This window comes from Telluria sp. ZT3P26 (genome assembly GCF_059686035.1).
The window spans coordinates 503,168-526,678 of the sequence record NZ_JCASII010000002.1 but is presented as its reverse complement, the minus strand read 5'-3'; the positions used below and the strand labels follow the sequence as shown (position 1 = coordinate 526,678).

Sequence of the window (23,511 nt, the reverse complement as noted above, 5' to 3'; positions counted from 1 at the left end):
CGGATTCCGGAGCGGATTGAGAGGTCGCAAAACAGCATGAAACCGATGAAACTATTGCGGATCATCGCAAGGCAAACCGACTTACCGCCTTCGGTGACGCCGGATTTCCCGGTCGCCATGCGCCGTGTTGCTTGGTTTTATGCCGCTCGTTTCAAAAATACAACAGCACGGTTCGATTTATTGGCAAGGAGCGCGGCAGCCACCCGATAATTGACGGATTAGCTAGTCTTGACGTTTGAAAGATTTGAGGTGCACGTATCACGCGTTCAGCCAGGGTCTCAACGCTCCAGATGTACGTGTTTACTTTATTGACAGGATTACCCCGATGAAGACCTCTCTCCTGGCCGTCGCACTGCTTGGCGCCTGCGCCGGTGCGGCCCATGCGCAGACGTCAGTACAGGTCTACGGCAACCTCGATGCCGGCATCGTCAAGCGCAGCAGCCAGAACGTCAGCATCGGCAAGCGTTCGGCCAATACCCTCGGCTTCAAGGGCACCGAAGACCTGGGCAATGGCCTCAAGGCCCTGTTCCAGCTTGAAACGCGCTATGAGCCGGATACCGGCAGCACCGAAATCGGGCCTGACGGCAATGGGCGCCGGCTGTTCCAGGGCCAGAGCCGCGTCGGCCTGCAGGGCGACTTCGGCATGCTGCGCATCGGCCGCGGCCTGACCCCGTTCCACGAAACCATCGGCGCCTTCGAGCCGTTCCACGCGATCGAAACCGCGGGCGGCTTTTATACCGACCTGAGCGTGGCCGGCTACAGCTCGCAGCCCCTCGACCCGGTCGGTTCGTCCAATAATCGCTGGTCGAATGCAGTCTGGTACAACTCGCCTGTCGTGAGCGGCTTCCAGCTCAATACGGCCATCGCCACCAAAGAAAACAATGGCGCCGTGGCCATCATCGGCCGTGGCAGCGCAGCGGCGCCGCAGTACGCGGCCGGCGCCGAAGCCTCGACCAATCCGTTCTCCATCTCGGGCACCTACACCAACGGGCCGGCCGCGCTGATGGCGGCCTACGAGCGCAACGCCGTCGAATCGAAGGTCTGGTCGATCGGCGCTTCGGTCAATCCGACGCCCGAACTCAAGCTGATGGGTACGTTCACACGGCTCGACGACGACAATACGCGCCTGTTCAATACCGACACCAGTTCGTGGGTCGTGGGCGCCAATTACACGGTCGGTCCTGGTAAATTCCTCGCTGGCTATGGTCAGAAGGACACTGACGGCCTGGAAAAGGTCAAGCAACTGTCGCTGGGCTATGAATACAGCCTGTCCAAGCGCACCTACCTGTATTTCGACGTGTCGCGCAAGAAGGGCCGCTTGAGCGCCCCGGGCACCGTCAATCAGTACGACATCGGCATTCACCACACGTTCTGACACAACAGCGACGGCGGCGCACGCCGCGACCTCCTGCAGGGCGGGCATCGGCAACGGTGTCCGCCCTTGTCATATGCGACTCTCTGTAGCCTTTTCACAACGACAACGCGCCACCAGGCCGTATCCGCACGAGCGTTCTGTACAGTGCAGCAAGGCAATGGCATATTTGCGTAGCGGGCTTATGCCACGCGACAAGAAAATAATATGGAGACATGATGAACAAACGCCTTATCGTCGCCCTGCTCGGCGCGACCTTCGCAAGCACCGCCCTGGCCCAGACCAGTGTCCAGATCTACGGCATTGCCGACGCCGGCGTGATGTGGCAAAAAGGTGGCCCGACCAAGATCTACAGCGGCGGCGCCGACGGCTCGCGCCTCGGCCTGCGCGGCTCCGAAGACCTGGGCAATGGCTACAAGGCGATTTTCAATCTCGAAGCCCGCGTCGAGCTCGATACCGGTTCGCAGCAGCCAACGCTGATGAACGACAATCCGGGCCGCTACCTGCTGCGCGGCATGGAACGTATCCCGGTCGCGATCCGCGACCGTCTGCAAGCGGCCATCCAGACGCCGGGCGCGCCCGCCGTCAACCAGGAAAAAGCCCTGTTCGACCGCACCTCGATGGTCGGCCTGATCACCCCGATCGGCGCCGTGCTGCTGGGCCGCATGTACACCCCGGGCTACGAAGTGTTCAATATGGCCGATGCGTTTGAATCGGGCACGGCTGGTACCTGGGGCCACGTCACCGGCGGCACCGCCGGCTTTACCGCACTGGGCGCGGACATCCGCTCGCAGGAAGCCATCCAGTACCGCATCGCGCTGCCGAACGGCCTGGGCGGCTCGGTGATGTACGGCGCGCGCAATTCCGGCTACCTCGGCCGCTATAACAAGTTCCGCGCCGGCGCGCTGACGTACAAAGCCAACGGTTTCGACGTCGGCGTCGGCTACAACCATGGCTACGACCAGGAAAACCGTCCGAGCCTGCGCACGCTGACCGTCGGCGGCTCCTACGCGCTGGGCGAGAGCTGGAAATTCTTTGCCGGCTTCCACAGCCAGCGCAACGAGAACTCGGCGCTGATTCCCGACTACCTGCGCGGCTGGGACACCGCCGTGGCGCCAGCGCTGACCGCGCAAGGCATTCCACTGCCGAACCAGCTGGCCCTGCGCGGCATCTTCGCCAGCGCGATTTCGGCCAACACCAAGCAGGACGCCAACAGCTATCAGGTCGGCGTCCACTACAAGCTCGGCAATGGCCGCGTCGTCGCATCGTACGCGCACCAGAACGACCGCACCGCGTCCAACAGCGATGCCAATCTGTACGCGCTGGGCTACAACTATTACCTGTCCAAGCGTACCGACCTGTACACGGCGCTGGCGTTCATCAAGAACGACAACGAAGCCCAGTATTCGCCAGGCACCTCGGGCAACCCGGGCGGCTTCACCGAAGCCCCGGGCGCCGATGGCCGCGCCTTGCAGCTGGGTGTTCGTCACCGCTTCTGACCGCGCCCGCGCTCACGCAAAGACGCCTGCGGGCGTCTTTTTTGTTCTCCGGTGCAACGCCCAGCGTCGGTTAAAATGACCCGATCCATTCCAACACCCTATTTCCCCATGAGCACTGCACCACTGGACGCCAGCACCGTCGCGCAATACCTGACCGATCACCCGCAGTTTTTCCAGGAGCAAGCCGGCCTGCTGGGTGAGGTGAAACTGTCGAGTCCGCTGACCGGCCGCACCGTGTCGCTTCAGGAACGCCAGATGGAAGTGATGCGCGACAAGTACCGCGCGCTCGAACTGCGCCTGGCCGACCTGTCGCGCCGCGCCGAAGAAAACGCCGGCATTGCCAACCGCTTCCATGCCTGGACCCAGTCCCTGCTGGTGTCGCAAGGCGGCGCCGCGATGGCGCGCGACCTGACCGAAGGCTTGCGCGCCCACTTCACCGTGCCGCAAGTGACATTGCGCCTGTGGCATGTGGCGCCGGAACATGCCGACGCCTGGTTTGCCAGCAATGTGTCGGACGATGCACGCATCTTCGCCAACAGCCTGCGCGCTCCGTACTGCGGCCCGAACAATGATTTCGAAGCGGTGCGCTGGCTGGACGACGCCGAATCGATCCGCTCGACGGTCATGCTGCCGCTCGGTCCGCCGGGCCAGAGCTTTGGCCTCTTGGTGCTCGGCTCGCCCGATCCGGCACGCTTCACTACCGCGATGGCGACCGATTTCCTGGTCCACATCGCTGCCACCGCCACCACCGCCCTGGCGCCGCTGCGCGCCTGACCGGCATGGACACGCGCGAGCCGCCATCCGACTGGGCCGCGCGCTATCTCGGCGAACTGGCCACCCAGCGCCAGTTGTCGCCGCACACGATCGCGGCCTACCGGCGCGACCTGGCCGAACTCGCGGCGCTGGCCGGCCACAGCGACTGGGCCAAGCTGGTGCACGCCGACATCCGCCGCTTTGCCGGCAAGCTGCATGCCGGTGGCCAGTCCGCGCGCACCATTGCGCGCAAGCTGTCCGGCTGGCGCGGCTTCTATGAATGGCTGTCGCACCAGACGACCCTTGCCGCCAATCCAGTGGACGGCGTGCGCGCCCCGAAGCGCGCGCAGAGCCTGCCGAAGGCGCTGGCGGTCGACGACGCCGTGCAATTGATGGAAGCAAACCAGCGCGGCCATCTCGAGCCGTTCGAATTGTGCAATCACGCGATGTTCGAGCTGCTCTATTCGAGCGGACTGCGCGTGTCGGAACTGGCGGGCCTGGACGTGGCCTGGCAGGATGCGCGCGGCGGTCAGCCAGGCTCGCTGGGCTGGCTCGACCTGCAGGCGGGCGAAGTGGTGGTGACCGGCAAGGGCAACAAGATGCGCCGGGTGCCAGTGGGCGGGCCGGCGTGCGAGGCGCTGGCGCGCTGGCTCGCGGTGCGCCCTGCCGCCCGCGACGGGGGCGCCGCGTTGTTTTTGTCCGCGCGCGACACCCGCATCACGCCGCGCGTCGTGCAAACCCGCCTGAAACAGCACGCGCTGCGCGCCGGCACGCCGGTGCACGTGCACCCGCACGTGCTGCGCCATTCGTTCGCGTCGCACCTGCTGCAATCGTCGGGCGACCTGCGCGCGGTGCAGGAACTGCTGGGCCACGCCAGCATCACGTCCACGCAAATCTATACGGCACTGGACTTTCAGCACTTATCCAAAGTGTATGACGCGGCGCACCCGCGGGCGAAAGCCAAGCCGGAGTCCTGAGCCGGCGTCTTGAACCAGCGTCTCGACCCAGCGTCTTAAAGCAGGCCGAACAACGCGGCCTTGACCACGGCGGCGGTCTTGTTGGCCGCGCCCAGCTTGAGCAGGGCATTGGCAACGTGAAAGTTGACGGTCCGCTCGGACAGGCTGAGGATGGTGCCGGCCTCGCTCGAGGTCTTGCCGTCGGCCATCCAGCGCAACACTTCGGCCTCCCGCGCACTGAGCGCCAGCGCCGGCGTACCGGACGCTGGCCGCTGCAGGCGGGCCAATCTCTGGTGCGCCGCATGCGCCAGCCACGACATATTGGCTTCGCTCTGGTCCAGCTCGGTCTCGGACAGCGCATCGTGCGAGCGCGCCAGCGTCAGCATGCCGACACAACCGTCCGGCGTACGCGACGCCTGCGCCCAGCCCACCTGCAAACCATGGCCACGCGCGTCTTCCCACAGCGGGCGCGCCTGTGCGAATACCGGCTCGCTCCACAACAGCGGCAACAGCGATGCCGCGCCATGCCGGACCGTGGGATCCTGCCCCAGATAACCCTGATTGGCGTAGCGCGCCTGCCACGCATCCGGGTAATTGTTCAGCATCACGGTCGACGGTTTCGACAGCGGCATTGGCTTGCGCATGCCGTAGGCGCAATAGTCGAAACCCAGTTCGCGCGCGGCGCCGGCGACGACCGCAAACAGGCCATCCGCATCCACGGCCCGGCCCATTGCGTCCAGATGACGGGTACGCCATTGCGCCATCGATTCGTTTGTCACCGCTTCTCCCATCCCCAGCCCGCTGCCCGACTGACATATTTGACAGTACCGGTGTCTTGCCGCATTTCTTAGACTATTGCTTCACATCCAATTGTCGCCGCATGCAGACAGGATGACAACGCATTTGATGGAGTCACTATGGTCTACCTGTCCCGCACCCTTGGTGCCGTCCTGCTGACACTGAGCACGTTTGCCGGCGCGCAAACGCCTGCTGCCATGCCGAAGGACGCACCCGAACTGCTGAACGTCGGCCCGTATCGGGTGCAGCTGGTCAGCCTGGGCACCGGGCCCTATACCGTCATTTTCGAGTCCGGCTTCGGGCGCGACCTGAACGTGTGGCGCGATGTGGCGCCGCAGGTGGCCAGGTCGAACAAGGTGATCACGTACTCGCGCGCCGGCCATGGCCGCTCGGAGGCGCGGCCCGGGACGCCCACCGTGGCCAGCCGTACCGATGAACTGGAACAAGTGATCGCCGCTGCAGGCGTGCGCCCGCCCTTCGTGCTGGTCGGCCATTCCTACGGTGGCTTCCTGATTCGCAGCTACGCCGCACGCCATCCGGCCGAGATCGCCGGCATGGTGTTCGTCGACCCCAGCGACGAGCACCAGAACACCGAACTGCGCAAGCTCGATGCTGCCGCGGTCGACAACGACGCCCGCCTGCTGGTGCAATACATGCCGCCCAAGTTCCAGCCCGAACTGGCCCAGGTACAGGCGATCCTCGACAGCGGCACGCTGCCCCTGGCCGGGCCCTTGCCGGATGTGCCGGTCGTGGTACTCACGTCCGTCCAGCGCCGCGAGCAGCCGCAACTCTTTCTGGAAACCCCGGCAGCCGTCGACGTCTGGCGCGACCTGCATGCGCGCTTCTTTCGCGGCTTCAGGCGCGGCAGCCACGTGGTAACGCCCGATAGCGGCCACAACATCCATCAGGAACAACCGCAGCTCGTGGTTGCCGCGATTGCCCAGGTCATTGCCGCGGCCGACACCGCACGCGCGGACGAGGCGGCCGGCAAGAAGTAGACACCCTGCCAATCCGGCCAGAAATTTACTCCATGGTTTGAACGCGATCAGCACGCGACACGCCAGATGGTGAGGTTGCAAGAATTGCGGCATAATCCCCCGGTTCTTTCGTCCAACCCTGATGTCAACCATGAGTAGCAAACCAATGGACCTGATCCCCAGCACCATCCTCACCGGCTTTCTCGGCGCGGGCAAGACCACCCTGCTCAACCGCATCCTGCAGGAAGACCACGGCATGCGCATTGCCGTCATCGAGAATGAATTCGGTGAAGAAAACATCGACAACGAAATTTTGGTGCAGGACTCTGGCGAGCAGATCATCGAGATGAACAACGGCTGCATCTGCTGCACCGTGCGTGGCGACCTGATCGAAGCACTCAACAGCCTGGCACGGAAACGCGCTGCCGGCGAGATCAGTTTTGACCGCGTCGTCATCGAAACGACGGGCCTGGCCAATCCGGGCCCGGTGGCGCAGACCTTCTTTGTCGATGAAGAAGTTGGCGCCCACTACCTGCTCGACGCCGTCGTCACCGTGGTCGATGCCCGCCACGCGATGGAACAATTGACCGCGCACGAGGAAGCCCAGCGCCAGGTGGGCTTTGCCGACAAGATCCTGCTGTCCAAGACCGACCTGGTCGATGCCGCCGCCGTCGATGCGCTCAAGGCGCGCCTGCAGCGCATCAACCCGCGCGCACCGATTGCCACGAGCGACTTCGGCCGCGCGCCGATCGCCGACGTGCTTGACCTGCGCGGCTTCAACCTGAACGACAAGCTGGATATCGATCCCGATTTCCTGCGCGTGGACGGCGAAGACGGGCACGATCACGACCATGATCATCAGCACGAGCATGGCGCCGATTGCGGCCACGACCACGTGCACGATGCGTCGTGCAGCCACGACCATCACCACAGCCACCACAGCGACGACATCGCCGCGTTCGTGTTCAAGAGCGAGCGCGCCTTCGACCCCGAGCGCCTGGAACAATTCCTTGGCAGCCTGGTCCAGGTCTTCGGCCCGCAAATGCTGCGCTACAAGGGTGTGTTGCGGATGGACGGCGTCGATCGCAAGGTCGTGTTCCAGGGCGTGCACCAGATCATGGGTAGCGACGTGGGACCGAAATGGGGGGAGAATGAAACGCCCGCCACCAAGATGGTCTTTATTGGTAAAAATTTACCAAAAGACGTATTTATCCGCGGATTGGAACAGTGTTTGGTATAAACTGCATCAGTTTGACTGGCCTAGCAGGCGTGTCCGTCGCCATGCGTCGACAGTGTGCCAGGCCGGGCCGCACGGACCGCCACGACGCGCCTCAAACAGCCAGTGGTGAACCGCCCTTGCCGCCCATGCGGCGAGGACGGCGATAGGATGGCGTACCGGCGTCATCAAGGCAGCCTGCCCGGCAAGCACCCTTTCGTGCGGTGTTACTAATGGGCAAGCTGATAAAATGCAAACCTCTGTCGTATCGAAGGCATCATGACTAAAACAACGAAACCGAATACCGCCCAGTCCGAAGAACGCCTCCTGACGGAAGACGAGATTCGTGCAATGAGCGAAGGCGACTACATGAATGCGGCCCAGCTGGCATTCTTCAAGAACCGCCTGCAGGAACTCGAGCGCGAGCTGCTCAAGAACGCCGGCGAAACCACGGAACACCTGCGCGAAACCGTGCTGGTTCCCGATCCGGCCGACCGTGCAACCATCGAAGAAGAACATGCGCTTGAACTGCGCACCCGCGACCGCGAGCGCAAGCTGCTCAAGAAAGTCCAGCAATCGATCCAGTCGATCGACGGCGGCGAATACGGCTGGTGCGAAGAAACCGGCGAGCCGATCGGCATCCCGCGCCTGATCGCCCGTCCGACCGCCACGCTGTCGCTGGAAGCCCAGCAGCGTCGCGAACTCAAGCAGAAGCTGTACGGCGACTGATTGACGACGGTGCTGAACGACGATTCGGCATCAGCAAAAAAGCATGCGCGCTGTCGCATGCTTTTTTTATGTGCAGACACCATTTCTTGATGTTTGTAACGACGCATGACAGCTGCCGTCCCGATCATGCGCGCACGCTACAATTGCTCGGTACCATACCAAAATTGCCCTTCGGCTACACTGATGGCCTTCCACTTATGCACAGCATATGTGGCCGGGGTCCGTGCTAAGGTCATGGTGGACACGTTATCGAGACAACGGTGAGCATGGGGCTTTTTTCCTTTCTGAAGAAAAAGAACGATGCGGTGGCCGCGCCCGGCTGGCCGCCACCCGAGTCGCGCCTGCGCGGCGAACCGTCACGCCTGGCGTCTGATGCCGAGCGCGAGCGCCAGCGTGAAATCGCCCGCGCCACCGCCGCCAAGATCGACGAAATCGAACTCGAATTCGCGTCCGACATGTTCGACGACGAGCCCGCCTGGGACAGTGGCCGCCGCCCTGCCAACGGCGTCACGGTGGCCGCCGCGCCCGATCCCGACGACATCCCCGACCAGGCCGCCGCGCCCGCCAGCGCCCCGGCGGTCGACGAAAGTGCCATCCTGTACGCCAACGGCCAGAGCGCCGCTGCCGAACAATTGCTGCGCGAATCGCTCGCGACGCTGGGCCGCCACGAACGCCTGCCATGGTGGATGCTGTTCGACCTGTACCAGGCCGACGGCCGCGAAGAAGCGTTCGAGAGCATCGCCATCGATTACGCCAGCCACTTCGAAACCTCGCCGCCCACCTGGAAGCCGCTCGCGCCCGCCTCGGTCGCCAGCCAGCCGGCGCAGGGCGTAGCCGCCGTCGAAACCTTCGACACGCTGCTCGATGCCTCGGTCGCGCCCCGCCTGCGCCGCGTGCTCGAGGCGCAGGCGCCGAATGTGCGGCTCGATTTCGGCAAGGTGCGCAGCATCGACGCCGATGGCGCTGACTGCCTGCTGGCCGCCCTGCAGACGCTGCGCGCGAGCGACCGCGGCCTGGTGCTGGCCGGCGCCGACACCCTGATCACGACGCTGCGCCCGATGCTCGTCATCGGCAAGCGCGGGGCCAGCCCGGCGCCGTGGCTGCTGCTGCTCGAGCTGCTGCTGCTGACCAATCGCGAAAAAGATTTCGAAGAAGCGGCGATGGATTACTGCGTCACCTACGAGGTCTCGCCGCCTTCGTTCGAAGCACCCCGGCACGTCTCGACCGCCGCACCGGCCCCGAGCCACGGCGACCGCTTCATGTTGCCAGCCGTGATCACCAGCCTGGACCCGGCGCTGCTGGCGGCCATCGAAGCCTACGCCGCAGAGCGCGACACCCTCGTGCTCGACTGCTCACGGCTGTCGCGCATCGACTACACCGGCGCCGGCAGCCTGCTGGCGCGGCTCGATGCACAGGCCGCCTCAGGCCGCACAGTCGAGCTGCGCGAACTGAACCACCTCGCAGCCGCCCTCCTGCGCCTGCTCGGCGCCGGCGAAGGCATACGTCTATATCCGCACCGCTACTGACGCTCCCCCCCAAAAGCCGGGGTCAGGTCTGACATTCGGACACGACCTCAACTGAAAAGCGGGGGTCAGGTCTGACATTCGGACACGATCTCGACAGTTGGGCTGCAGGAACGAGCTGACACCGGAGCATGCGACTAGTGGCCAAGGCACTGCTGGAAGTGGCTGTGGCTGAGGTCGTGTCCGAATGTCAGACCTGACCCCGGCTGTGGCACGGCTGTGGCTGAGGTCGTGTCCAAATGTCAGACCTGACCCCGGCTTTGGTGGCGCATCCGGATTTCCCGTTCGGATAATCTTGCAATCCTGCGCACGGTCCCCACCTGCTGGTAGCCAGACAATCACGAGGTAAAAATGGAACAATTTCACGGTACAACCATCGTCAGCGTACGCCGCGGCAATCAGGTCGCGCTTGGCGGCGATGGGCAGGTCACGCTTGGTAACGTCGTCATGAAGGGCTCGGCGCGCAAGGTGCGCAAGCTGTATCAGGGCAAGGTCCTGTGCGGTTTCGCCGGCGGCACCGCTGACGCCTTCACGCTGCTCGATCGCTTCGAGGGCAAACTTGAAAAGCACCAGGGCAACCTGCTGCGCGCCTCGGTCGAGCTGGCCAAGGACTGGCGCACCGACCGCGTGCTGCGCCGTCTGGAAGCCATGCTGCTCGTGGCCGACCGCGAATCCACCCTGATCATCACGGGCAATGGCGACGTGCTCGAGCCGGAAGATGGCATCGGCGCGATCGGCTCCGGCGGCATCTATGCGCAGTCGGCCGCCAAGGCCCTGTACGAGAACACCGACATGCCGCCTGCCGAAGTGGTCAAGAAGGCGCTGACCATCGCGGGCGAGCTGTGCATCTACACGAACATGTCCCACATCATCGAGACCCTGGATTGATATGAACAGCTTCATGAACATGACCCCACCCGAAATCGTCTCCGAGCTGGACAAGCACGTCGTCGGCCAGGGCAAGGCCAAGAAGGCCGTCGCGATCGCGCTGCGTAACCGCTGGCGCCGCCAGCAGGTCGACGAGTCGCTGCGCTATGAAATCACGCCGAAGAACATCCTGATGATCGGCCCGACGGGCGTCGGCAAGACCGAGATCGCGCGCCGCCTCGCCAAGCTGGCCGATGCGCCGTTCATCAAGATCGAGGCGACCAAGTTCACCGAGGTCGGCTATGTCGGGCGCGACGTCGACACCATCATCCGCGACCTGATCGACATCGGCATCAAGCAGACCCGCGCCAGCGAAGCGAAGAAAGTGCGCCAGCGCGCCGAAGACGCGGCCGAAGACCGCATCATCGACATCCTGGTGCCGCCGGCGCGCGACTTCGGCTTCAACACGGCCAATACGCCGGACAGCAAGGAAGGCGACGCCACGCGCCAGACCTTCCGCAAGCGCCTGCGTGAAGGGGCGCTCGACGACCGCGAAATCGAAATCGAGGTATCCGATGCCGCGCCGCAGATGGACATCATGGCGCCGCCGGGCATGGAAGAAATGACCGAGCAGATCAAGTCGATGTTCGCCGGCGCCAACAGTGCCCGCAAGAAGCCGCGCAAGCTCAAGATTCAGGAAGCCATGAAGATCCTGATCGACGAAGAAGCCGGCAAGCTCCTCAACGAAGACGAGCTCAAGCAAAAGGCCATCACCAACGTCGAGCAGAACGGCATCGTGTTCCTGGACGAGATCGACAAGATAGCCACCCGCTCCGAACACGGCGGCGCCGACGTTTCGCGCGCCGGCGTACAGCGCGATTTGCTGCCGCTGGTCGAGGGCACGACGGTCAACACCAAGTACGGCATGATCAAGACCGACCACATCCTGTTCATCGCGTCGGGCGCATTCCACCTGGCCAAGCCGTCGGACCTGATTCCCGAGCTGCAGGGCCGCTTCCCGATCCGCGTCGAACTCGAATCGCTGTCCATCGAGGATTTCAAGAGCATCCTGACCTCCACCCACGCGAGCCTGACCAAGCAATACCAGGCGCTGCTGGCCACCGAGGGCGTGCAGGTCGAGTTCCTGGACGAAGGCATCCATCGCCTGGCGGAGATCGCGTTCTCGGTCAACGAGCGCACCGAGAACATCGGCGCGCGCCGCCTGTACACGGTGATGGAAAAGCTGCTCGAGGAAATCTCGTTCACGGCAGGGTCGGAAAAAGACCAGGTGGTGCGCATCGACGCGGCTTTTGTCAACGATCGGCTCGACGCGCTGGCGGTCAACGAAGACCTGTCGCGCTACGTGCTGTAATTTTCTTGCAGGAGGCCGGCATGGCAAACAAGGCATTGGCGACGCGGCAAAAAATGCGATTGCGGATCGAACCGTCGCAGCAGGCGGGCAAGCCGCGTAATCCCATCGCCGCGCTGGCCAAGGCGCGCGCGGCCGGCCCGCATGCCAAGCCGCTCTCGAGCGAGCGCACTGCCGCCAAGCAGGCGCTCAAAAAGATCAGGCTGGTGGCCGGTGACGACGACTGAACCGGCCCCGGGCACGCTGTGCTGACACTCTTTGCGGACACCTCGGTGTCCGTTTTTTTGGGCCAGCGGCACCATTCCGGCGTACGCGCCTTGTCCACACCGTGATTCGACGTTACAGTCAGCCGTTGTCATCTTCACTGGATTGTCCATGAGTTCTCCCGATCTGATCCTCGACGCGCTGCGCATGCGCTTGCGCGCCGCCGGCATCACGTATAAAACGCTGTCCGAGCGCATTGGCGTGAGCGAATCGAGCGTCAAGCGCATGTTCGGGCAAAAGGATATGGCGCTGTCGCGCCTGGCGGAAATTTGCCAGGCCACCGGCATCGGCCTGGAAGACCTGCTGCGCGGGGCGATCGAGGCGCGGCCCCAGCTCGATGCGCTGAGCCTGACGCAGGAGCGCTCGATCGTTGCCAACCCGCGCCTGCTGTTGATGGCGATCTGTTGCCTGGGTCACTGGAGCATCGAGCAGATCATCGAAACGTACGATCTGACCGAGGCCGAGTGCATCACGCTGCTCGCCGAACTCGACCGGCTGGGCCTGATCGAACTGAAACCGCTGAACCGTTATCTGCTGCGGGTGTCGAATGCATTCCGCTGGCTGCCGGATGGCCCGGTGCAGCATTTCTTCCGCGAGAACGTCGTGAGCGATTACTTCTCGGGCCGCTTCGATGGTGCCGGCGAGGCGCTGCTGTGCCTGCCGGCGCGGCTGTCGCCGGCCAGTGCGCTGGAACTGTCGCTGAAGATCGACCAATTGGCGGCGGAACTGGCACGGCTGCACCGCAACGACCGGCGCCTGCCGGCCGACGAGCGCAAGGGGCATACGCTGCTGCTGGGCTTCAGGTCGTGGGAACTGGCGGCGTTTACGGCGTTGCGGCGCTAAGCGGCGTCTGCTGCGGCGGCTGACTCCCGGCCACGCTGCCGACCCGCCAACGCTTACATCACCGGCCGCTCGCCATTCATCGGCTGCGCGTTCTGTGGCATCTGCGGCTGGCCTTGCTGGCCCGGATTGTCCTGCTCCGGCGGCGGATCGCGCGGCTGGCCCTGCATCCCTTGCGGATTGCCATCCGGTGGTGCGCTCTGCATCATCGGCGGCGCGCTGACCACGCCTGGCGCCATTTGCGGTTCCATCACCGGCTGTGGCGGCATCGGGCGCGGCACCGGCTGGCTGATCGCACTCGTCTGACCGGCATCGGGCGCCAGTTCGACGCGCTTCATGACGCCATTATCCGACAACATCACATAACGCCGATGCACTTCGGCCACCACCACGCCGGGCGCGATCTCGCGGCCAATGCGCACCGCTTTCGGCGTTGACCCGTCGGCCACCAGGATCACCGCGCTGTTGACGCCGGCCGAGACCACACCGGTCAGCTGGAAGCTGGAAATTGCCACCGTGGGCTGTCCGCCGAACAGCGTGGCCGCGGCGTCCGGGCTCGGTGCCGGCTGGGTCGCGATTGGCGCTGCGGCCAGCGGACGCTGCTCGGGCTTGTACAGCTGCAGGATCCAATAGGCGCCCGATGCGGCCAGTACGAGCAGGGCCAGCAGGGTCAAAAGAAGGGGCAAACGCTTGTTCATGGTGTCTTTCGCATCCGGGTCATTGGCATCGCTGCGCGATTGTCTTATTGCACCAGCTGGTTGATTTCGATGATCGGCATCAGGACGGCCAGCACGATCAGCAGCACGACCAGGCCCATCGCCAGAATCAGCACCGGTTCAAGCAGGCCGGCGATGGTGAGCGTGCGGCGCTCCAGATCGGCCTGCTGCGAATTGGCAGCGCGCTCCAGCATGGCCGGCAATTCGCCGGTGATTTCGCCGGCGCGGATCATGTGCACGAGCATCGGTGGAAACAGCTTTTGCGCCGACAGCGCGCGTGCCAGGCTCACGCCTTCGCGCACGCTGGCCGTGGCCTGCTCGACCAGTTCGGCCATCGCCACGTTCGACAGCGTCTCGCGGCTGGTGTCGAGCGCGCGCAGGATCGGCACGCCCGAGCCGGTGGTGATCGCCAGCGTGCTGGCAAAGCGCGCGGTGTTCAGGCTGCGTTCGAACTTGCCGTAGATGGGCGCGGTCAGCAGCCACGTATGCCAGCGGCGCTTGAGCACCGGATTGCGCAGCGCGCGCCGCCACAGCCAGAACGCGCCGGCAATCAGGATGCCGACATAGATGCCATACGCGCGCACGAAGTCGGACACGGCCAGCATGACGACGGTGAGAAATGGCAGCTTCTGCTTGGTGTTAGCGAACACCGAGACGATCTGCGGCACCACATAGGTAAGCAGGAAAATCACGATCGCGAATGCGACGACGGTGACGATCGCCGGATACGTGAACGCCAGGCGCACCTTCTGCACGAGCGCGTTGCGGCGCTCGATGTAGTCGGCCAGGCGCGAGAGCACGCGCGACAGTTGACCGATCTGCTCGCCCGAGCCGACCAGCGCGCGGTAAATCTCGGCGAAGTCGCGCGGATGGTGCGTCAGGGCGGTGGAGAAGGCCGAACCGCCGATGACTTCGGCGCGGATCGACGCGACCAGGTCGCGCACGTACGGGCGCTCGGCCTGTTCGAGCAGCGCGGTAAAGGCTTGTTCGAGCGGCAGGCCGGCTTCCAGCAGGCTGGCCAGCTGGCGCGTAAACAGCGCCAGTTCGTTTTGCGACAGGCGCTCGCCGATGCCGCGCGAGCGTGCCACGCCGGCGGCGTCGAGCTGGGCCGCGATGGCTTCGACGCTCAGCGGCGTCAGGCCCTGCATGCGCAGGTCGGCACGCGCGGCGCGCGGACTGTCGGCGTTGACCACGCCCTTGCGCGTGGCGCCCGCGTTGTCGACCGCCTCGTAACGAAATGCCGGCATCGGTTAGTCCTTGGTCACGCGCACGATTTCGGCCCGTGTGGTGGTGCCGTCGAGCAGCCAGCGTTCGCCGTCTTCGCGCATGGTCTTCATGCCCACGCCCAGCGCCGCGACGCGGATGTCGGCTTCGGACGCGCGGTTGTGGATCTGGGCGCGGATCTGGTCGGTGGTCTCGAGCAGCTCGTAGACGCCGACGCGGCCGTGGTAGCCAGTATGGCCGCAGCGCTCGCAACCGACCGCTTGCCAGGTGGTGCCATCGAAGGTCTTGCACTGCGAGCAGAGTTTGCGCACGAGGCGCTGGGCCATCACGCCCAGCAGCGACGACGACAGCAGGAACGGTTCGATACCCATGTCGAGCAGGCGTGTTACAGCCGAGGCCGCATCGTTGGTGTGCAGCGTGGCCAGCACCAGGTGACCCGTCAGCGATGCCTGGACGGCAATCTGCGCCGTTTCCAGGTCGCGGATCTCGCCGATCATGATGATGTCAGGATCTTGCCGCAGGATGGCGCGCAGCGCTTTTGCGAACGTCATGTCGATGCGCGCATTGACCTGGGTCTGGCCGACGCCGTTCAGGTCGTACTCGATCGGGTCTTCGACCGTCATGATGTTGGCGGTGGCCGCATTCAGGCGCGACAGCGCCGCGTACAGCGTCGTCGTCTTGCCCGAGCCGGTCGGGCCCGTGACCAGCACGATGCCGTGCGGCTGGTTGATCAGGCGATCGAACTGCGGCAGCAGGTCGCTGGCCATGCCCAGGTGCGACAGGTCGAGGCGCCCTGCCTCTTTGTCGAGCAGACGCAGCACGGCACGTTCGCCGTGACCGGTCGGCAGCGTCGAGACGCGCACGTCGACCGGTTTGCCACCCACGCGCAGCGTGATGCGGCCATCCTGCGGCAGGCGTTTTTCGGCGATGTCGAGCTGCGACATGATCTTGATACGCGAGATCAGCGACGCGTGGATGGCCTTTTTGGGCCGCACGATATCGCGCAGCGCGCCGTCGATGCGAAAGCGCACGACCGACGTCTGCTCGAACGGCTCGATGTGGATATCGGATGCGCCTTCGCGCAGCGATTGCGTCAGCAGCGCATTGATCATGCGGATCACGGGCGCGTCGTCGGACGATTCGAGCAGGTCTTCGATCGCCGGGACATCCTGCAGCAGCTTGGTCAGGTCGAGGTCGGCATCGAACTCGTCGACGACCTGCGATGCGTCGTTGCCACCGCCCGCATACGCGCCGGCGATGACGGTGTCGAGCTCGTCCTTGTCCATGCGGCGCAGCTGGATGCGGCCGAAGCGGCGCGACACCTCGGCGATGGCAGCCGGCGCGGTTGCACTGGAGACCAGCACTTCGACGCTCTGGCCCGGCTCGCCAGTGCCGCGCGCCAGGACGACGTGGTCACGGGCGAACGCGTAGGGCAAGAGATTGGTCATCTGATTACTCCCGGTTCGGTGGCGTCACCGGGCGAAATTGCGAGGCTGGCACGGCGGCGCCAGATACTGTGCCAGATGCTGCGCCCGGTACTGCGCCTGCCGCATTGGTCGCCGGATTCGCCGGGCTCGAACGCGAGGCGCCCGGGCGATTGGCCGCGCCATCGTTCGAGGCGCCCGGCGCGGCGTTGGCCGGTGGCGGCGCCTGGACCGGCACGGTGGCCATGCTGCCACCTGCCGGCGGCTGACCACTGACCAGCGGCGGCAGCAGCGGCGCGCCCAGGTCGCGCAGCAGCGGCGAAGCCTCTGGGCGGCCGGCGGCACCGGCGGCGCGCATGAATTCGTAGCGGTCCATCGCGATCGAGTTCGACGCATCCTTGCTGCGCACCACGACCGGACGCAGGAACACCATCAGGTTGGTCTTGTTGCGCGTGCGGGTGCGGTACTTGAACAGGTTGCCCAGCACCGGGATGTCGCCCAGGCCGCGCACTTTTTCTTCGCCGTCGCCCTCGGTATCTTCGATCAGGCCGCCCAGCACGATGATCTGGCCATCGTCGGCCAGCACATTGCTTTCGATGGCGCGCACATTGGTCGTCAGACCCGACGCCAGGTTGCGGGTGGACGCATCGACGCTCGAATTCTCGTGGTAGATGGCCATCTTGATGGTGCCGCCTTCCGAGATTTGCGGACGCACCTTGAGCAGCAGGCCGACGTCCTGCCGTTCGACGGTCTGGAACGGGTTGCCGCTGTTATTGCCCGACGTGGTGTACGAACCGGTGATGATCGGCACGTTCTGGCCCACCTTGATGGTGGCCAGTTCGTTGTCGAGCGTGATCAGGTTTGGCGTCGACAGGATGTTGGCGTTGCCATCGTTTTCCAGTGCGCGGGCCACGGCGCCCAGGCCCAGCTCGCCACCGATCTGGCGGAACAGGCCGAAGGTCAGGCCGGACGGCACGCTTGGCGTGGTCGTGGCGCTGGTGCCCTGGCTGGCGGCCAGCGCCAGGTTGACGATGCTGCTGCTCGAGCCGCCGCCCGTGTAGTTCTGCAAGCCGCCGAAGCGGTACTTGCTGTCGGAGTCGCCCGTCGCGCCGACCCACTGCACGCCGAATTCGGACGCCTTGTTGGACGTGACTTCGACCACCAGCGCTTCGATATAGACCTGGGCGCGGCGCACGTCGAGCTGGTCGATGACCGAGCGCAGGTTGCGGTAGACGGCGTCCGGCGCGGTGATGATCAGGCTGTTAGTGGAGGCATCGGCCTGGATGAAGCCGGAACCCTGGCCACCGCCGGCGCCGCCCGCATTGGCAGTCAGCTGGCTTTGCTGGCCGAACGTGTTGCCGGTGCCGCCCATGCCTGTGCTGCTCTGCTGGCCTTGCTGGCCGCCCAGGCCGCCGGCGCCGCTGCCGCCCTGCCCGCTGCCGGTGCCGGACGTGATCGAGCTGCCCGACGTGCCCTGCTGCTGCACCGGCACGGCCGACGCATCTTGCGAGACGACGGCGCGCAGCGTTTGCGCGACGCGGCTGGCGTCGGCGTTTTTCAGGTAGACGACGTGGATATTGCCGCGGCTGGAGCTTTCTTGATCCAGACGCGCGATCAGGCTCTTGGCCAGGTTGGCGCGGGCCTGCGACGGCGCGCGCACGATGACCGCGTTGGTGCGCGGATCGGCCAGCACCGTGACACGGCCCGAATCGCCGCCGGCGGCCGGTTCCATCAGGCGCGTGACGAGTTGCGCGATATCGCTGGCGATGGCGTTGCGGATCGGGATCACGTCGAGATCGGCTGCCACCGGCGCGTCGAGCGCGGCGATGATGCGTGCCAGGCGGCGCAGGTTGTCGGCGTAATCGGTCACGACCAGGGTGTTGTTGCCCGGGTTGGCCATGATCGAGTTGTTCGGCGAAATCAGCGGCCGCAGCACGGCCGTGAGGTTGGCGGCCGATTCGTACGACAGGTAGAACACCTGCGTGGCGATCTGGTCGCCAGTGGCCTTGCTCGAGCGCACGCCGCCCACTTGCGTGGGCGAGGATTGCAGCTTGGCTTCGGCCTCGGGCACCACCTTGGCGTAACCGTCGCCGCTGGTGACCACCGCGAAGCCCTGCAGGCGCAGGGTCGACGTCAGCAGGCCGAAAGCTTCGCTCTTGCTGAGCGACTTTTCGGACACCAGCGTCAGCGTGCCTTTCACGCGCGGGTCGATGATGAAGGTCATGCCGGTGTAGTGGCCGATCGCCTTGATCACCGATTCGATGTCGGCGTTCACGAAGCTGAGCGCTGCGGCGTTCGCAGTCTCTTGCGCGGAGGCCGACAATGGCAGCGCCAGGGTCGTGACGGCGGAGGCGGCGCAGCACAGCATGGCGCCGGCGGCAAGACGGCGCAGGGCCGGAAGTTCGAGGTGCGCGAAGGTGGTGTGGTCTGTTTTCTTCATTATCTGAACTCGAGTGCGATTACGTTTTTGCCGTTCACCATCCGGCGCTGTCCCAGCAGATTCAACATGGTTCCCAGAGTGTCTTCATAGCCATCGGCGGCCGCTGCCTGGCCTGCAAAGCGCAGGCGGCCGTTCTGCAATGTCCCTGCGCCGGTCAGCAGCAGGGCGCCGCGCACGGTACGCAGCGTCAGATCGGCCTGCGGTCCGCGCCAGTCCATGATCATTTCGTAGCTGCCCAGCGGCTTGATGGGCGACATGCGCGAACCCATGTCGCTCATCGACAGCGTGGTGCGACCCTGCAGCGTCACGATATTTTGCTGGCGCAGCAGGTCAAGCGTATTCCAGGAAAGCCGGATGCGGCCGGTGGGCGCCAGCGTATTGAGCGGCGCGCCCAGGCCGGCCAGCCCCTCGGCTGGCAGCAGGAGTTCGCCGGCATTGACCTGCCACTGCGACCAGCTGCCCTGCACGCGCACCGGATTGGCCAGCGCCTGCGGATTCTCGAGCGTCATGTTCACGTTGCCCAGCACCACCAGCGGCGACAGGGTCCAGGCAAAACGGCCTGGCAGCAATGGCGTGACTGCACCGCCCTGCCCTGGCGCGCCGCCGATAAAGGCCGAGCCGCGCCAAAGCGTACCCTGCGCATCCCCCAGCGTCAATCGACCGCCGGTCTGGCGTTCGACCATGGGGCCAAGCCAGGCCGCCGGCAGGAAGGCCAGCACCGTTGCCACCACGGCCAGCGCCACCAGCAGGCCCCACGTCAGCGCCCGCCTCATGCAGCCGGCTCGATGCTATGACGCAGCGTGAGCGTGGCATCGACCTGGCCAAGGGCATCCTTGGCGGTAAATTGCGCATCCTGCACCAGCAGGCGGCTGTCGCGACGTTGCGCGTCGAGCCAGGCCATCAGGTTGGCGAACGAGACGCCATTGAGTTGCACCTTGGTGTATTCGCCACTGACCGACAGCGAGGCGGGATTCAGGCCGCTGGCCGTCATGCTGGCCGCCAGCGCCTCGCGCGTGACAGGTGCGACGGCCGGCGCCGGCTGGGCTGCGACAGCGCGCGCTTCGGCCGCCAGCGCATCGAGCTGCGCGGCTTGCTGGCGCAGCTCGGGCAGCGCGCGGCGCAATTGTTCGCGGCCGGTGAGCGCTGGCTCGAGCAGCACCAGGTACAGCAGCGCCAGTGCCACCACGCCGCCGCCGACGAGCAGGAACTTGCGTTCTTGCGCAGTGCGCGCGATCCAGTAGCCGCCCACGCGTTCGCGCAGGCCGCTCAGTTTGCCGATGGCGCTCATGGCTTGGCTCCTGTACTGCGGATCAGCCAGGTGGTCGCGTCGGGCGACTCCAGGCTGAGGTTACGTGACGCCAGGGACGACCGGAGCTGGTCGGCCATGCCGGGGTTGGTGGACTCTGGTTTGACGCGCACGGTGAGGGTCCGTTCGCGGTAATCGATTGATGCAATCGCAGGCGGCACGCCCAGTGTGCGTGTCGCTTCGCCGAAGGCGGCGGCCATCCAGTTGAATTCGTTGCCTGCGACCTGGCCGCTGCCGGCCTTGGCGCGGTCGATGTTCTGGCGCATTTGCGCGACCGGATCGATGGCCGGCTGGTTCGGGTACACCGAGCGGAACGTTTGACTCATCTGCAGGCGCACGGCATCGGCTTCGCGCTTCAGGCCCAGCCACTCGACATTCAGGCCGATCAGGTTGATCGCCACGGCGGCCAGCGCCAGGCGGATCGGCCAGCGCCAGCGGCGCCAGTCGCGCTGGGCGACGCCGGCCGTGCCCAGGCCCGGCACCAGGTCGAGCACGGGGCCGGTGCTGCCCTTCGCGCCGGCGATCCAGTGCGCCCAGTCATCGCTTTCCAGCGTGATACCGGGACCGGCTTCGGCCACCAGCGCATTGTATTCACCCAGCTGATCACGCTCGACGTACAGCACCAGCGGCGCATCGCCCGACAGCGCGCGCGCCGTCTGCAGCGCCATCACGGGGCTGCCGTCAAGCGCCAGGCCCATGCCGTCGTACTGGCTCTGGCGCAGGATCAGCTCGCCATTGCCGACGGCGGCGCTGACGCTGCCCGGGTGCAGCGGCAGGCATAATTGCTCAGGGACAGCGGCGATCTGGCGCGCCCCGAGTGCGAGCAGTGCCCGCACGAGCGGCTCGATCCAGGCCTGCTGCACCACGGCCACCGGCCGGCGGCCATCCGGCTGCACCGGGCCGGCTACCAGCACGCAATCGAGCGGATCGCCCAGGATATGTTCTTCGACGAGCGCCGGCAGCGCCGCGCGCAGGCGGGCGCCGGCCAGCGGCGGGGCCTGCACGGACAGCAGCGTGACGTCGCTGGCGGCCAGCACCAGCACCACGCGCCGGCTGGCGGCAACGACGTCGCCCAGATTGCGCAGCACGCCCTCGCCCTGCTGGCCGATGGCGCCGTTGTCGCCGACCAGCGCAAAGCGGCACAGGGCGCCTTCGCCCTGGCTGCGTGCCGGATGCCGGATATAAAGAGTACTCAAACTGTCTCGCTTTCTTCTCAGTTCTGGCGGGTCCAGATCACGTTCACACTACCGGAATTGACCAGATTGCCGCCGACTCGCACCAGCGATTCGGCATCCAATGCGGCGCGGTCGAGCCGGATCCGGCTCTGGACCAGGAAATACGTGCTTTTGACGGTGATCTTCGGCTGGCTTTCGGCCGGCATATTCGGCAACGACGCCTTGAAGATACCCACGTCAGCCCACGGCACCCGCTGGCGTTGCGCGACGATCGAATTCGCTTCGGCCATCGAACTTCCCGGCAGCACAGCAGCCAGTACCTCAGGCGCGGCAGTATTCACATTGACATCCGTATTCGACGCCGGCAGCACGATGACAAACGGACGCAGCCGCTCGACCGCTTCGGGCTTGAGACCTGGCACCATCAATAAATCGTCGACCCGCTCCAGCCGCATCGGCGCCCCGGTGCGCGGTTTCTGGGGCACCGGGGGCACGCCTTCTAGCGGCGGCTCGGCGACCAGAGGCTGACCGGCAGCAACGAACTCGGCAATCGGCTGCGCCAGCCGCGCTTCGAGGCGCAGATTGGTCAGCAGCCTGCGCATGACTTCGATCTCTGCCTTGTCGGGCGTGCCGCCCTTGGCCAGATTGTTCAGATTGTAACGCGCCGTGGCGTCCAGAACCTGCCCCGACAGCGACGCATCGAAGTTTTCGCCCTGGATCCGCTCACGCTCGATGTACTGGTCGAGCCGGGTTTCGGCCAGCGGCGTGGCCCAGACCTGATCAAGCGATGTGTAGTTGCTATTGTTATTGACGCGCAAAATCACGCTGGCCCAGTCGAGCGCGCCGCGCTGGATCCACTTGGTCTGCGACTGCAGACGCTGGTTTTCCATCGAGCGCACCTGCACCTGCTGCTGCCAGAACAGGCTGGCAACAATCGAAATGGCCAGCGTGGTCAGCAGCATGGCGGTGACGACGGCAACGCCGCGCTGGCGTGTGAGGTGGCGATGCATCAGGTGCCTCCCAGCAGGAATGCCTTGACCATCGGCTGGGCCAGGCCCTGCACGGTCAGCGCCACCTGCACGCCGGTCGGATCCTGCGCATTTTTGGCGGAAGAGTCTGTAATCGTAGGATCCACTGTCCCGCCACCCACGGCCGTGGGTTCGTTGCGCCAGGCATTGTTCTGCCAGCCCTGCACCTGCATGCCGACCACGCCCACCTGCAGCACGACGGACGGCGAGTTGTCGGCCGCCGCATCGGATGCGATGGCCTGCCACAATTGCTCGATCTGGATCAGGTCACGCGTGCCGGGCGACTCGCGCCGCACCAGCTGGCCCGCGACGACGCGGTAGCTGACCACCTGCAGGCGCGACGGCTCGTTCTCGACAAACACCTTGCGCACGAGGATCAGGCGGTCGGCATCCCACAGCAGCGCGGGACGCCCGGCCATGATGTCGTTGCCGGCCGCGTGCTCGCAATCGTTTTCCATCTGGGCAAAGGCGAGCTGCATGCCGCGCGTGGTTTCCATGTCGGCAGTGAGCGCCACGCGCGCGCGGACGATGCCGTCCAGGCCGCGCCAGCCGAGCACGGCCACCATGGCGAGGATGGCGATGGCCACCAGCAGCTCGACCAGGGTAAAGCCTGCAGGGCGCCGCCTGCTGCTCGGGATCCGCGTCATACCGGGGAAGGCCTCAGAACCAGTTGGATCAGTTTGACAATGCGGCGACCGGGTTTATCGACGTCGAACACCGAGACTTCGATCCTGCGCAATAGCGGGTTCGGACTGGTCAGGACTTCTTCTTCGCACATCAGGTTCAGGCCGCCTTGCGGGCACGGGAAGCTGCGCTTGCCCACTTCGGGGAACTCGCGCCCCAGGCGGATCTGCACCAGCCGGTTCTCGGCCGACCAGGTCGCCATCATCGACGCGCGCAAACCCTGGCTGTTGGAGGTCAGGCTGCCCACTGCGCGCAGGCCGGCGGCCAGCGCGGTGCCGACGATGACGAGCGCCACCAGCACTTCGAGCAGCGTGAAACCGGCGGCAGGGCGGGAAACTGGGCGCATGGTGG

The 23,511-nt window shown here is 65.4% G+C and carries 24 protein-coding genes; 13 read left to right on the top strand and 11 right to left on the bottom strand.

The features are described 5' to 3' along the window. Window positions 1-36: 36 nt before the first annotated feature. The 5 genes from AC56LN_RS10180 (at window position 37) to AC56LN_RS10160 (ending at window position 4,601) form a co-directional block, all read left to right on the top strand. Window positions 37-210, top strand: a complete 174-nt coding sequence (locus tag AC56LN_RS10180) for a hypothetical protein (RefSeq protein ID WP_499571426.1) — start codon at window positions 37-39, stop codon at window positions 208-210. A gap of 115 nt (window positions 211-325) precedes the next feature. After that, complete coding sequence (locus AC56LN_RS10175) at window positions 326-1,375, top strand: porin (RefSeq protein WP_499571424.1); 1,050 nt, start codon at window positions 326-328, stop codon at window positions 1,373-1,375. 215 nt (window positions 1,376-1,590) lie between these two features. After that, window positions 1,591-2,871, top strand: coding sequence for a porin (locus AC56LN_RS10170; RefSeq protein ID WP_499571422.1), 1,281 nt, complete (start codon window positions 1,591-1,593; stop codon window positions 2,869-2,871). A 108-nt stretch (window positions 2,872-2,979) separates the two neighbouring features. Next, entirely contained in the window at window positions 2,980-3,645 is a 666-nt protein-coding gene (locus tag AC56LN_RS10165; RefSeq protein ID WP_499571420.1) for a DUF484 family protein, read from the top strand. 5 nt (window positions 3,646-3,650) lie between these two features. Beyond that, complete coding sequence (locus tag AC56LN_RS10160; RefSeq protein WP_499571419.1) at window positions 3,651-4,601, top strand: tyrosine recombinase XerC; 951 nt, start codon at window positions 3,651-3,653, stop codon at window positions 4,599-4,601. A 35-nt stretch (window positions 4,602-4,636) separates the two neighbouring features. Here AC56LN_RS10160 and AC56LN_RS10155 read toward each other — a convergent pair whose 3' ends face one another. Further along, window positions 4,637-5,359 (bottom strand): autoinducer binding domain-containing protein, encoded by a 723-nt coding sequence (locus tag AC56LN_RS10155; protein WP_499571417.1) that lies wholly within the window; start codon window positions 5,357-5,359, stop codon window positions 4,637-4,639. A gap of 138 nt (window positions 5,360-5,497) precedes the next feature. On the opposite strand from AC56LN_RS10155, the gene AC56LN_RS10150 reads away from it, so the two are divergent. The 8 genes from AC56LN_RS10150 to AC56LN_RS10115 all read left to right on the top strand — a co-directional run bounded on the left by AC56LN_RS10150 (window position 5,498) and on the right by AC56LN_RS10115 (window position 13,166). Then, window positions 5,498-6,376 carry an alpha/beta fold hydrolase gene (locus AC56LN_RS10150; RefSeq protein WP_499571415.1) on the top strand — a complete coding sequence of 293 codons (879 nt, stop codon included), beginning with the start codon at window positions 5,498-5,500 and terminating at the stop codon, window positions 6,374-6,376. 145 nt (window positions 6,377-6,521) lie between these two features. Beyond that, window positions 6,522-7,595, top strand: coding sequence for a CobW family GTP-binding protein (locus AC56LN_RS10145; protein WP_482900159.1), 1,074 nt, complete (start codon window positions 6,522-6,524; stop codon window positions 7,593-7,595). A gap of 255 nt (window positions 7,596-7,850) precedes the next feature. Next, window positions 7,851-8,300: an RNA polymerase-binding protein DksA gene (gene dksA / locus AC56LN_RS10140; protein ID WP_482896902.1), complete on the top strand. Its 450-nt coding sequence runs from the start codon at window positions 7,851-7,853 to the stop codon at window positions 8,298-8,300. A 266-nt stretch (window positions 8,301-8,566) separates the two neighbouring features. Further along, window positions 8,567-9,826, top strand: a complete 1,260-nt coding sequence (locus AC56LN_RS10135; protein WP_499571413.1) for an STAS domain-containing protein — start codon at window positions 8,567-8,569, stop codon at window positions 9,824-9,826. A gap of 348 nt (window positions 9,827-10,174) precedes the next feature. Further along, the gene (gene hslV / locus AC56LN_RS10130) at window positions 10,175-10,711 is read left to right on the top strand and encodes an ATP-dependent protease subunit HslV (RefSeq protein ID WP_482896899.1); all 537 of its coding nucleotides are present in this window, start codon (window positions 10,175-10,177) and stop codon (window positions 10,709-10,711) included. Window positions 10,712-10,724: 13 nt separating this feature from the next. Further along, complete coding sequence (gene hslU / locus AC56LN_RS10125; RefSeq protein WP_499571411.1) at window positions 10,725-12,062, top strand: ATP-dependent protease ATPase subunit HslU; 1,338 nt, start codon at window positions 10,725-10,727, stop codon at window positions 12,060-12,062. A gap of 20 nt (window positions 12,063-12,082) precedes the next feature. After that, the gene (locus AC56LN_RS10120; RefSeq protein ID WP_482896897.1) at window positions 12,083-12,286 is read left to right on the top strand and encodes a hypothetical protein; all 204 of its coding nucleotides are present in this window, start codon (window positions 12,083-12,085) and stop codon (window positions 12,284-12,286) included. A gap of 148 nt (window positions 12,287-12,434) precedes the next feature. Next, window positions 12,435-13,166: a helix-turn-helix domain-containing protein gene (locus AC56LN_RS10115; RefSeq protein ID WP_343025599.1), complete on the top strand. Its 732-nt coding sequence runs from the start codon at window positions 12,435-12,437 to the stop codon at window positions 13,164-13,166. A gap of 53 nt (window positions 13,167-13,219) precedes the next feature. Here AC56LN_RS10115 and AC56LN_RS10110 read toward each other — a convergent pair whose 3' ends face one another. Genes AC56LN_RS10110 through gspI form a run of 10 tightly spaced genes read right to left on the bottom strand, consistent with a single transcriptional unit; the run spans window position 13,220 to window position 23,506 of the window. Then, on the bottom strand, window positions 13,220-13,861 hold the full coding sequence (locus AC56LN_RS10110) for a hypothetical protein (protein ID WP_499571409.1): 642 nt from the start codon (window positions 13,859-13,861) through the stop codon (window positions 13,220-13,222). 44 nt (window positions 13,862-13,905) lie between these two features. Next, window positions 13,906-15,126, bottom strand: a complete 1,221-nt coding sequence (gene gspF / locus AC56LN_RS10105) for a type II secretion system inner membrane protein GspF (RefSeq protein ID WP_499571406.1) — start codon at window positions 15,124-15,126, stop codon at window positions 13,906-13,908. Between the two features lie 3 nt (window positions 15,127-15,129). Then, on the bottom strand, window positions 15,130-16,551 hold the full coding sequence (gene gspE, locus AC56LN_RS10100; protein WP_482896893.1) for a type II secretion system ATPase GspE: 1,422 nt from the start codon (window positions 16,549-16,551) through the stop codon (window positions 15,130-15,132). A 4-nt stretch (window positions 16,552-16,555) separates the two neighbouring features. Continuing rightward, window positions 16,556-18,967, bottom strand: coding sequence for a type II secretion system secretin GspD (gspD, locus tag AC56LN_RS10095; protein ID WP_499571404.1), 2,412 nt, complete (start codon window positions 18,965-18,967; stop codon window positions 16,556-16,558). Continuing rightward, a complete protein-coding gene (gene gspN, locus AC56LN_RS10090) occupies window positions 18,967-19,740 on the bottom strand; it encodes a type II secretion system protein N (protein ID WP_499571402.1) in 774 nt (257 codons plus the stop codon). Before gspN ends, gspD begins: the two co-directional genes overlap by 1 nt. Then, window positions 19,737-20,255 (bottom strand): type II secretion system protein M, encoded by a 519-nt coding sequence (locus tag AC56LN_RS10085; RefSeq protein ID WP_499571400.1) that lies wholly within the window; start codon window positions 20,253-20,255, stop codon window positions 19,737-19,739. The genes gspN and AC56LN_RS10085 overlap by 4 nt, the downstream gene beginning before the upstream one ends. Then, window positions 20,252-21,469 (bottom strand): type II secretion system protein GspL, encoded by a 1,218-nt coding sequence (gene gspL / locus AC56LN_RS10080; protein WP_499571398.1) that lies wholly within the window; start codon window positions 21,467-21,469, stop codon window positions 20,252-20,254. Before gspL ends, AC56LN_RS10085 begins: the two co-directional genes overlap by 4 nt. Before the next feature lie 17 nt (window positions 21,470-21,486). Next, complete coding sequence (gspK, locus tag AC56LN_RS10075) at window positions 21,487-22,458, bottom strand: type II secretion system minor pseudopilin GspK (RefSeq protein ID WP_482896890.1); 972 nt, start codon at window positions 22,456-22,458, stop codon at window positions 21,487-21,489. Beyond that, window positions 22,458-23,123, bottom strand: coding sequence for a PulJ/GspJ family protein (locus AC56LN_RS10070; protein WP_499571396.1), 666 nt, complete (start codon window positions 23,121-23,123; stop codon window positions 22,458-22,460). The genes gspK and AC56LN_RS10070 overlap by 1 nt, the downstream gene beginning before the upstream one ends. Beyond that, window positions 23,120-23,506 carry a type II secretion system minor pseudopilin GspI gene (gspI, locus tag AC56LN_RS10065; RefSeq protein ID WP_183554564.1) on the bottom strand — a complete coding sequence of 129 codons (387 nt, stop codon included), beginning with the start codon at window positions 23,504-23,506 and terminating at the stop codon, window positions 23,120-23,122. Before gspI ends, AC56LN_RS10070 begins: the two co-directional genes overlap by 4 nt. Between the last annotated feature and the right edge of the window lie 5 nt (window positions 23,507-23,511).

Excerpts from the sequence above, each read along its gene's own strand:
- gspK (WP_482896890.1), bottom strand. The coding sequence starts at position 22,458 with ATGCATCGCCACCTCACACGCCAGCGCGGCGTTGCCGTCGTCACCGCC.
- AC56LN_RS10145 (WP_482900159.1), top strand. The coding sequence starts at position 6,522 with ATGGACCTGATCCCCAGCACCATCCTCACCGGCTTTCTCGGCGCGGGC.
- dksA (WP_482896902.1), top strand. The coding sequence starts at position 7,851 with ATGACTAAAACAACGAAACCGAATACCGCCCAGTCCGAAGAACGCCTC.
- hslU (WP_499571411.1), top strand. The coding sequence starts at position 10,725 with ATGAACATGACCCCACCCGAAATCGTCTCCGAGCTGGACAAGCACGTC.
- gspE (WP_482896893.1), bottom strand. The coding sequence starts at position 16,551 with ATGACCAATCTCTTGCCCTACGCGTTCGCCCGTGACCACGTCGTCCTG.
- gspI (WP_183554564.1), bottom strand. The coding sequence starts at position 23,506 with ATGCGCCCAGTTTCCCGCCCTGCCGCCGGTTTCACGCTGCTCGAAGTG.
- gspD (WP_499571404.1), bottom strand. The coding sequence starts at position 18,967 with ATGAAGAAAACAGACCACACCACCTTCGCGCACCTCGAACTTCCGGCC.
- AC56LN_RS10120 (WP_482896897.1), top strand. The coding sequence starts at position 12,083 with ATGGCAAACAAGGCATTGGCGACGCGGCAAAAAATGCGATTGCGGATC.
- AC56LN_RS10135 (WP_499571413.1), top strand. The coding sequence starts at position 8,567 with ATGGGGCTTTTTTCCTTTCTGAAGAAAAAGAACGATGCGGTGGCCGCG.
- gspN (WP_499571402.1), bottom strand. The coding sequence starts at position 19,740 with ATGAGGCGGGCGCTGACGTGGGGCCTGCTGGTGGCGCTGGCCGTGGTG.
- AC56LN_RS10175 (WP_499571424.1), top strand. The coding sequence starts at position 326 with ATGAAGACCTCTCTCCTGGCCGTCGCACTGCTTGGCGCCTGCGCCGGT.
- AC56LN_RS10180 (WP_499571426.1), top strand. The coding sequence starts at position 37 with ATGAAACCGATGAAACTATTGCGGATCATCGCAAGGCAAACCGACTTA.
- AC56LN_RS10150 (WP_499571415.1), top strand. The coding sequence starts at position 5,498 with ATGGTCTACCTGTCCCGCACCCTTGGTGCCGTCCTGCTGACACTGAGC.
- hslV (WP_482896899.1), top strand. The coding sequence starts at position 10,175 with ATGGAACAATTTCACGGTACAACCATCGTCAGCGTACGCCGCGGCAAT.
- AC56LN_RS10160 (WP_499571419.1), top strand. The coding sequence starts at position 3,651 with ATGGACACGCGCGAGCCGCCATCCGACTGGGCCGCGCGCTATCTCGGC.
- AC56LN_RS10110 (WP_499571409.1), bottom strand. The coding sequence starts at position 13,861 with ATGAACAAGCGTTTGCCCCTTCTTTTGACCCTGCTGGCCCTGCTCGTA.
- gspF (WP_499571406.1), bottom strand. The coding sequence starts at position 15,126 with ATGCCGGCATTTCGTTACGAGGCGGTCGACAACGCGGGCGCCACGCGC.
- AC56LN_RS10115 (WP_343025599.1), top strand. The coding sequence starts at position 12,435 with ATGAGTTCTCCCGATCTGATCCTCGACGCGCTGCGCATGCGCTTGCGC.
- AC56LN_RS10165 (WP_499571420.1), top strand. The coding sequence starts at position 2,980 with ATGAGCACTGCACCACTGGACGCCAGCACCGTCGCGCAATACCTGACC.
- AC56LN_RS10085 (WP_499571400.1), bottom strand. The coding sequence starts at position 20,255 with ATGAGCGCCATCGGCAAACTGAGCGGCCTGCGCGAACGCGTGGGCGGC.
- AC56LN_RS10170 (WP_499571422.1), top strand. The coding sequence starts at position 1,591 with ATGAACAAACGCCTTATCGTCGCCCTGCTCGGCGCGACCTTCGCAAGC.
- AC56LN_RS10070 (WP_499571396.1), bottom strand. The coding sequence starts at position 23,123 with ATGACGCGGATCCCGAGCAGCAGGCGGCGCCCTGCAGGCTTTACCCTG.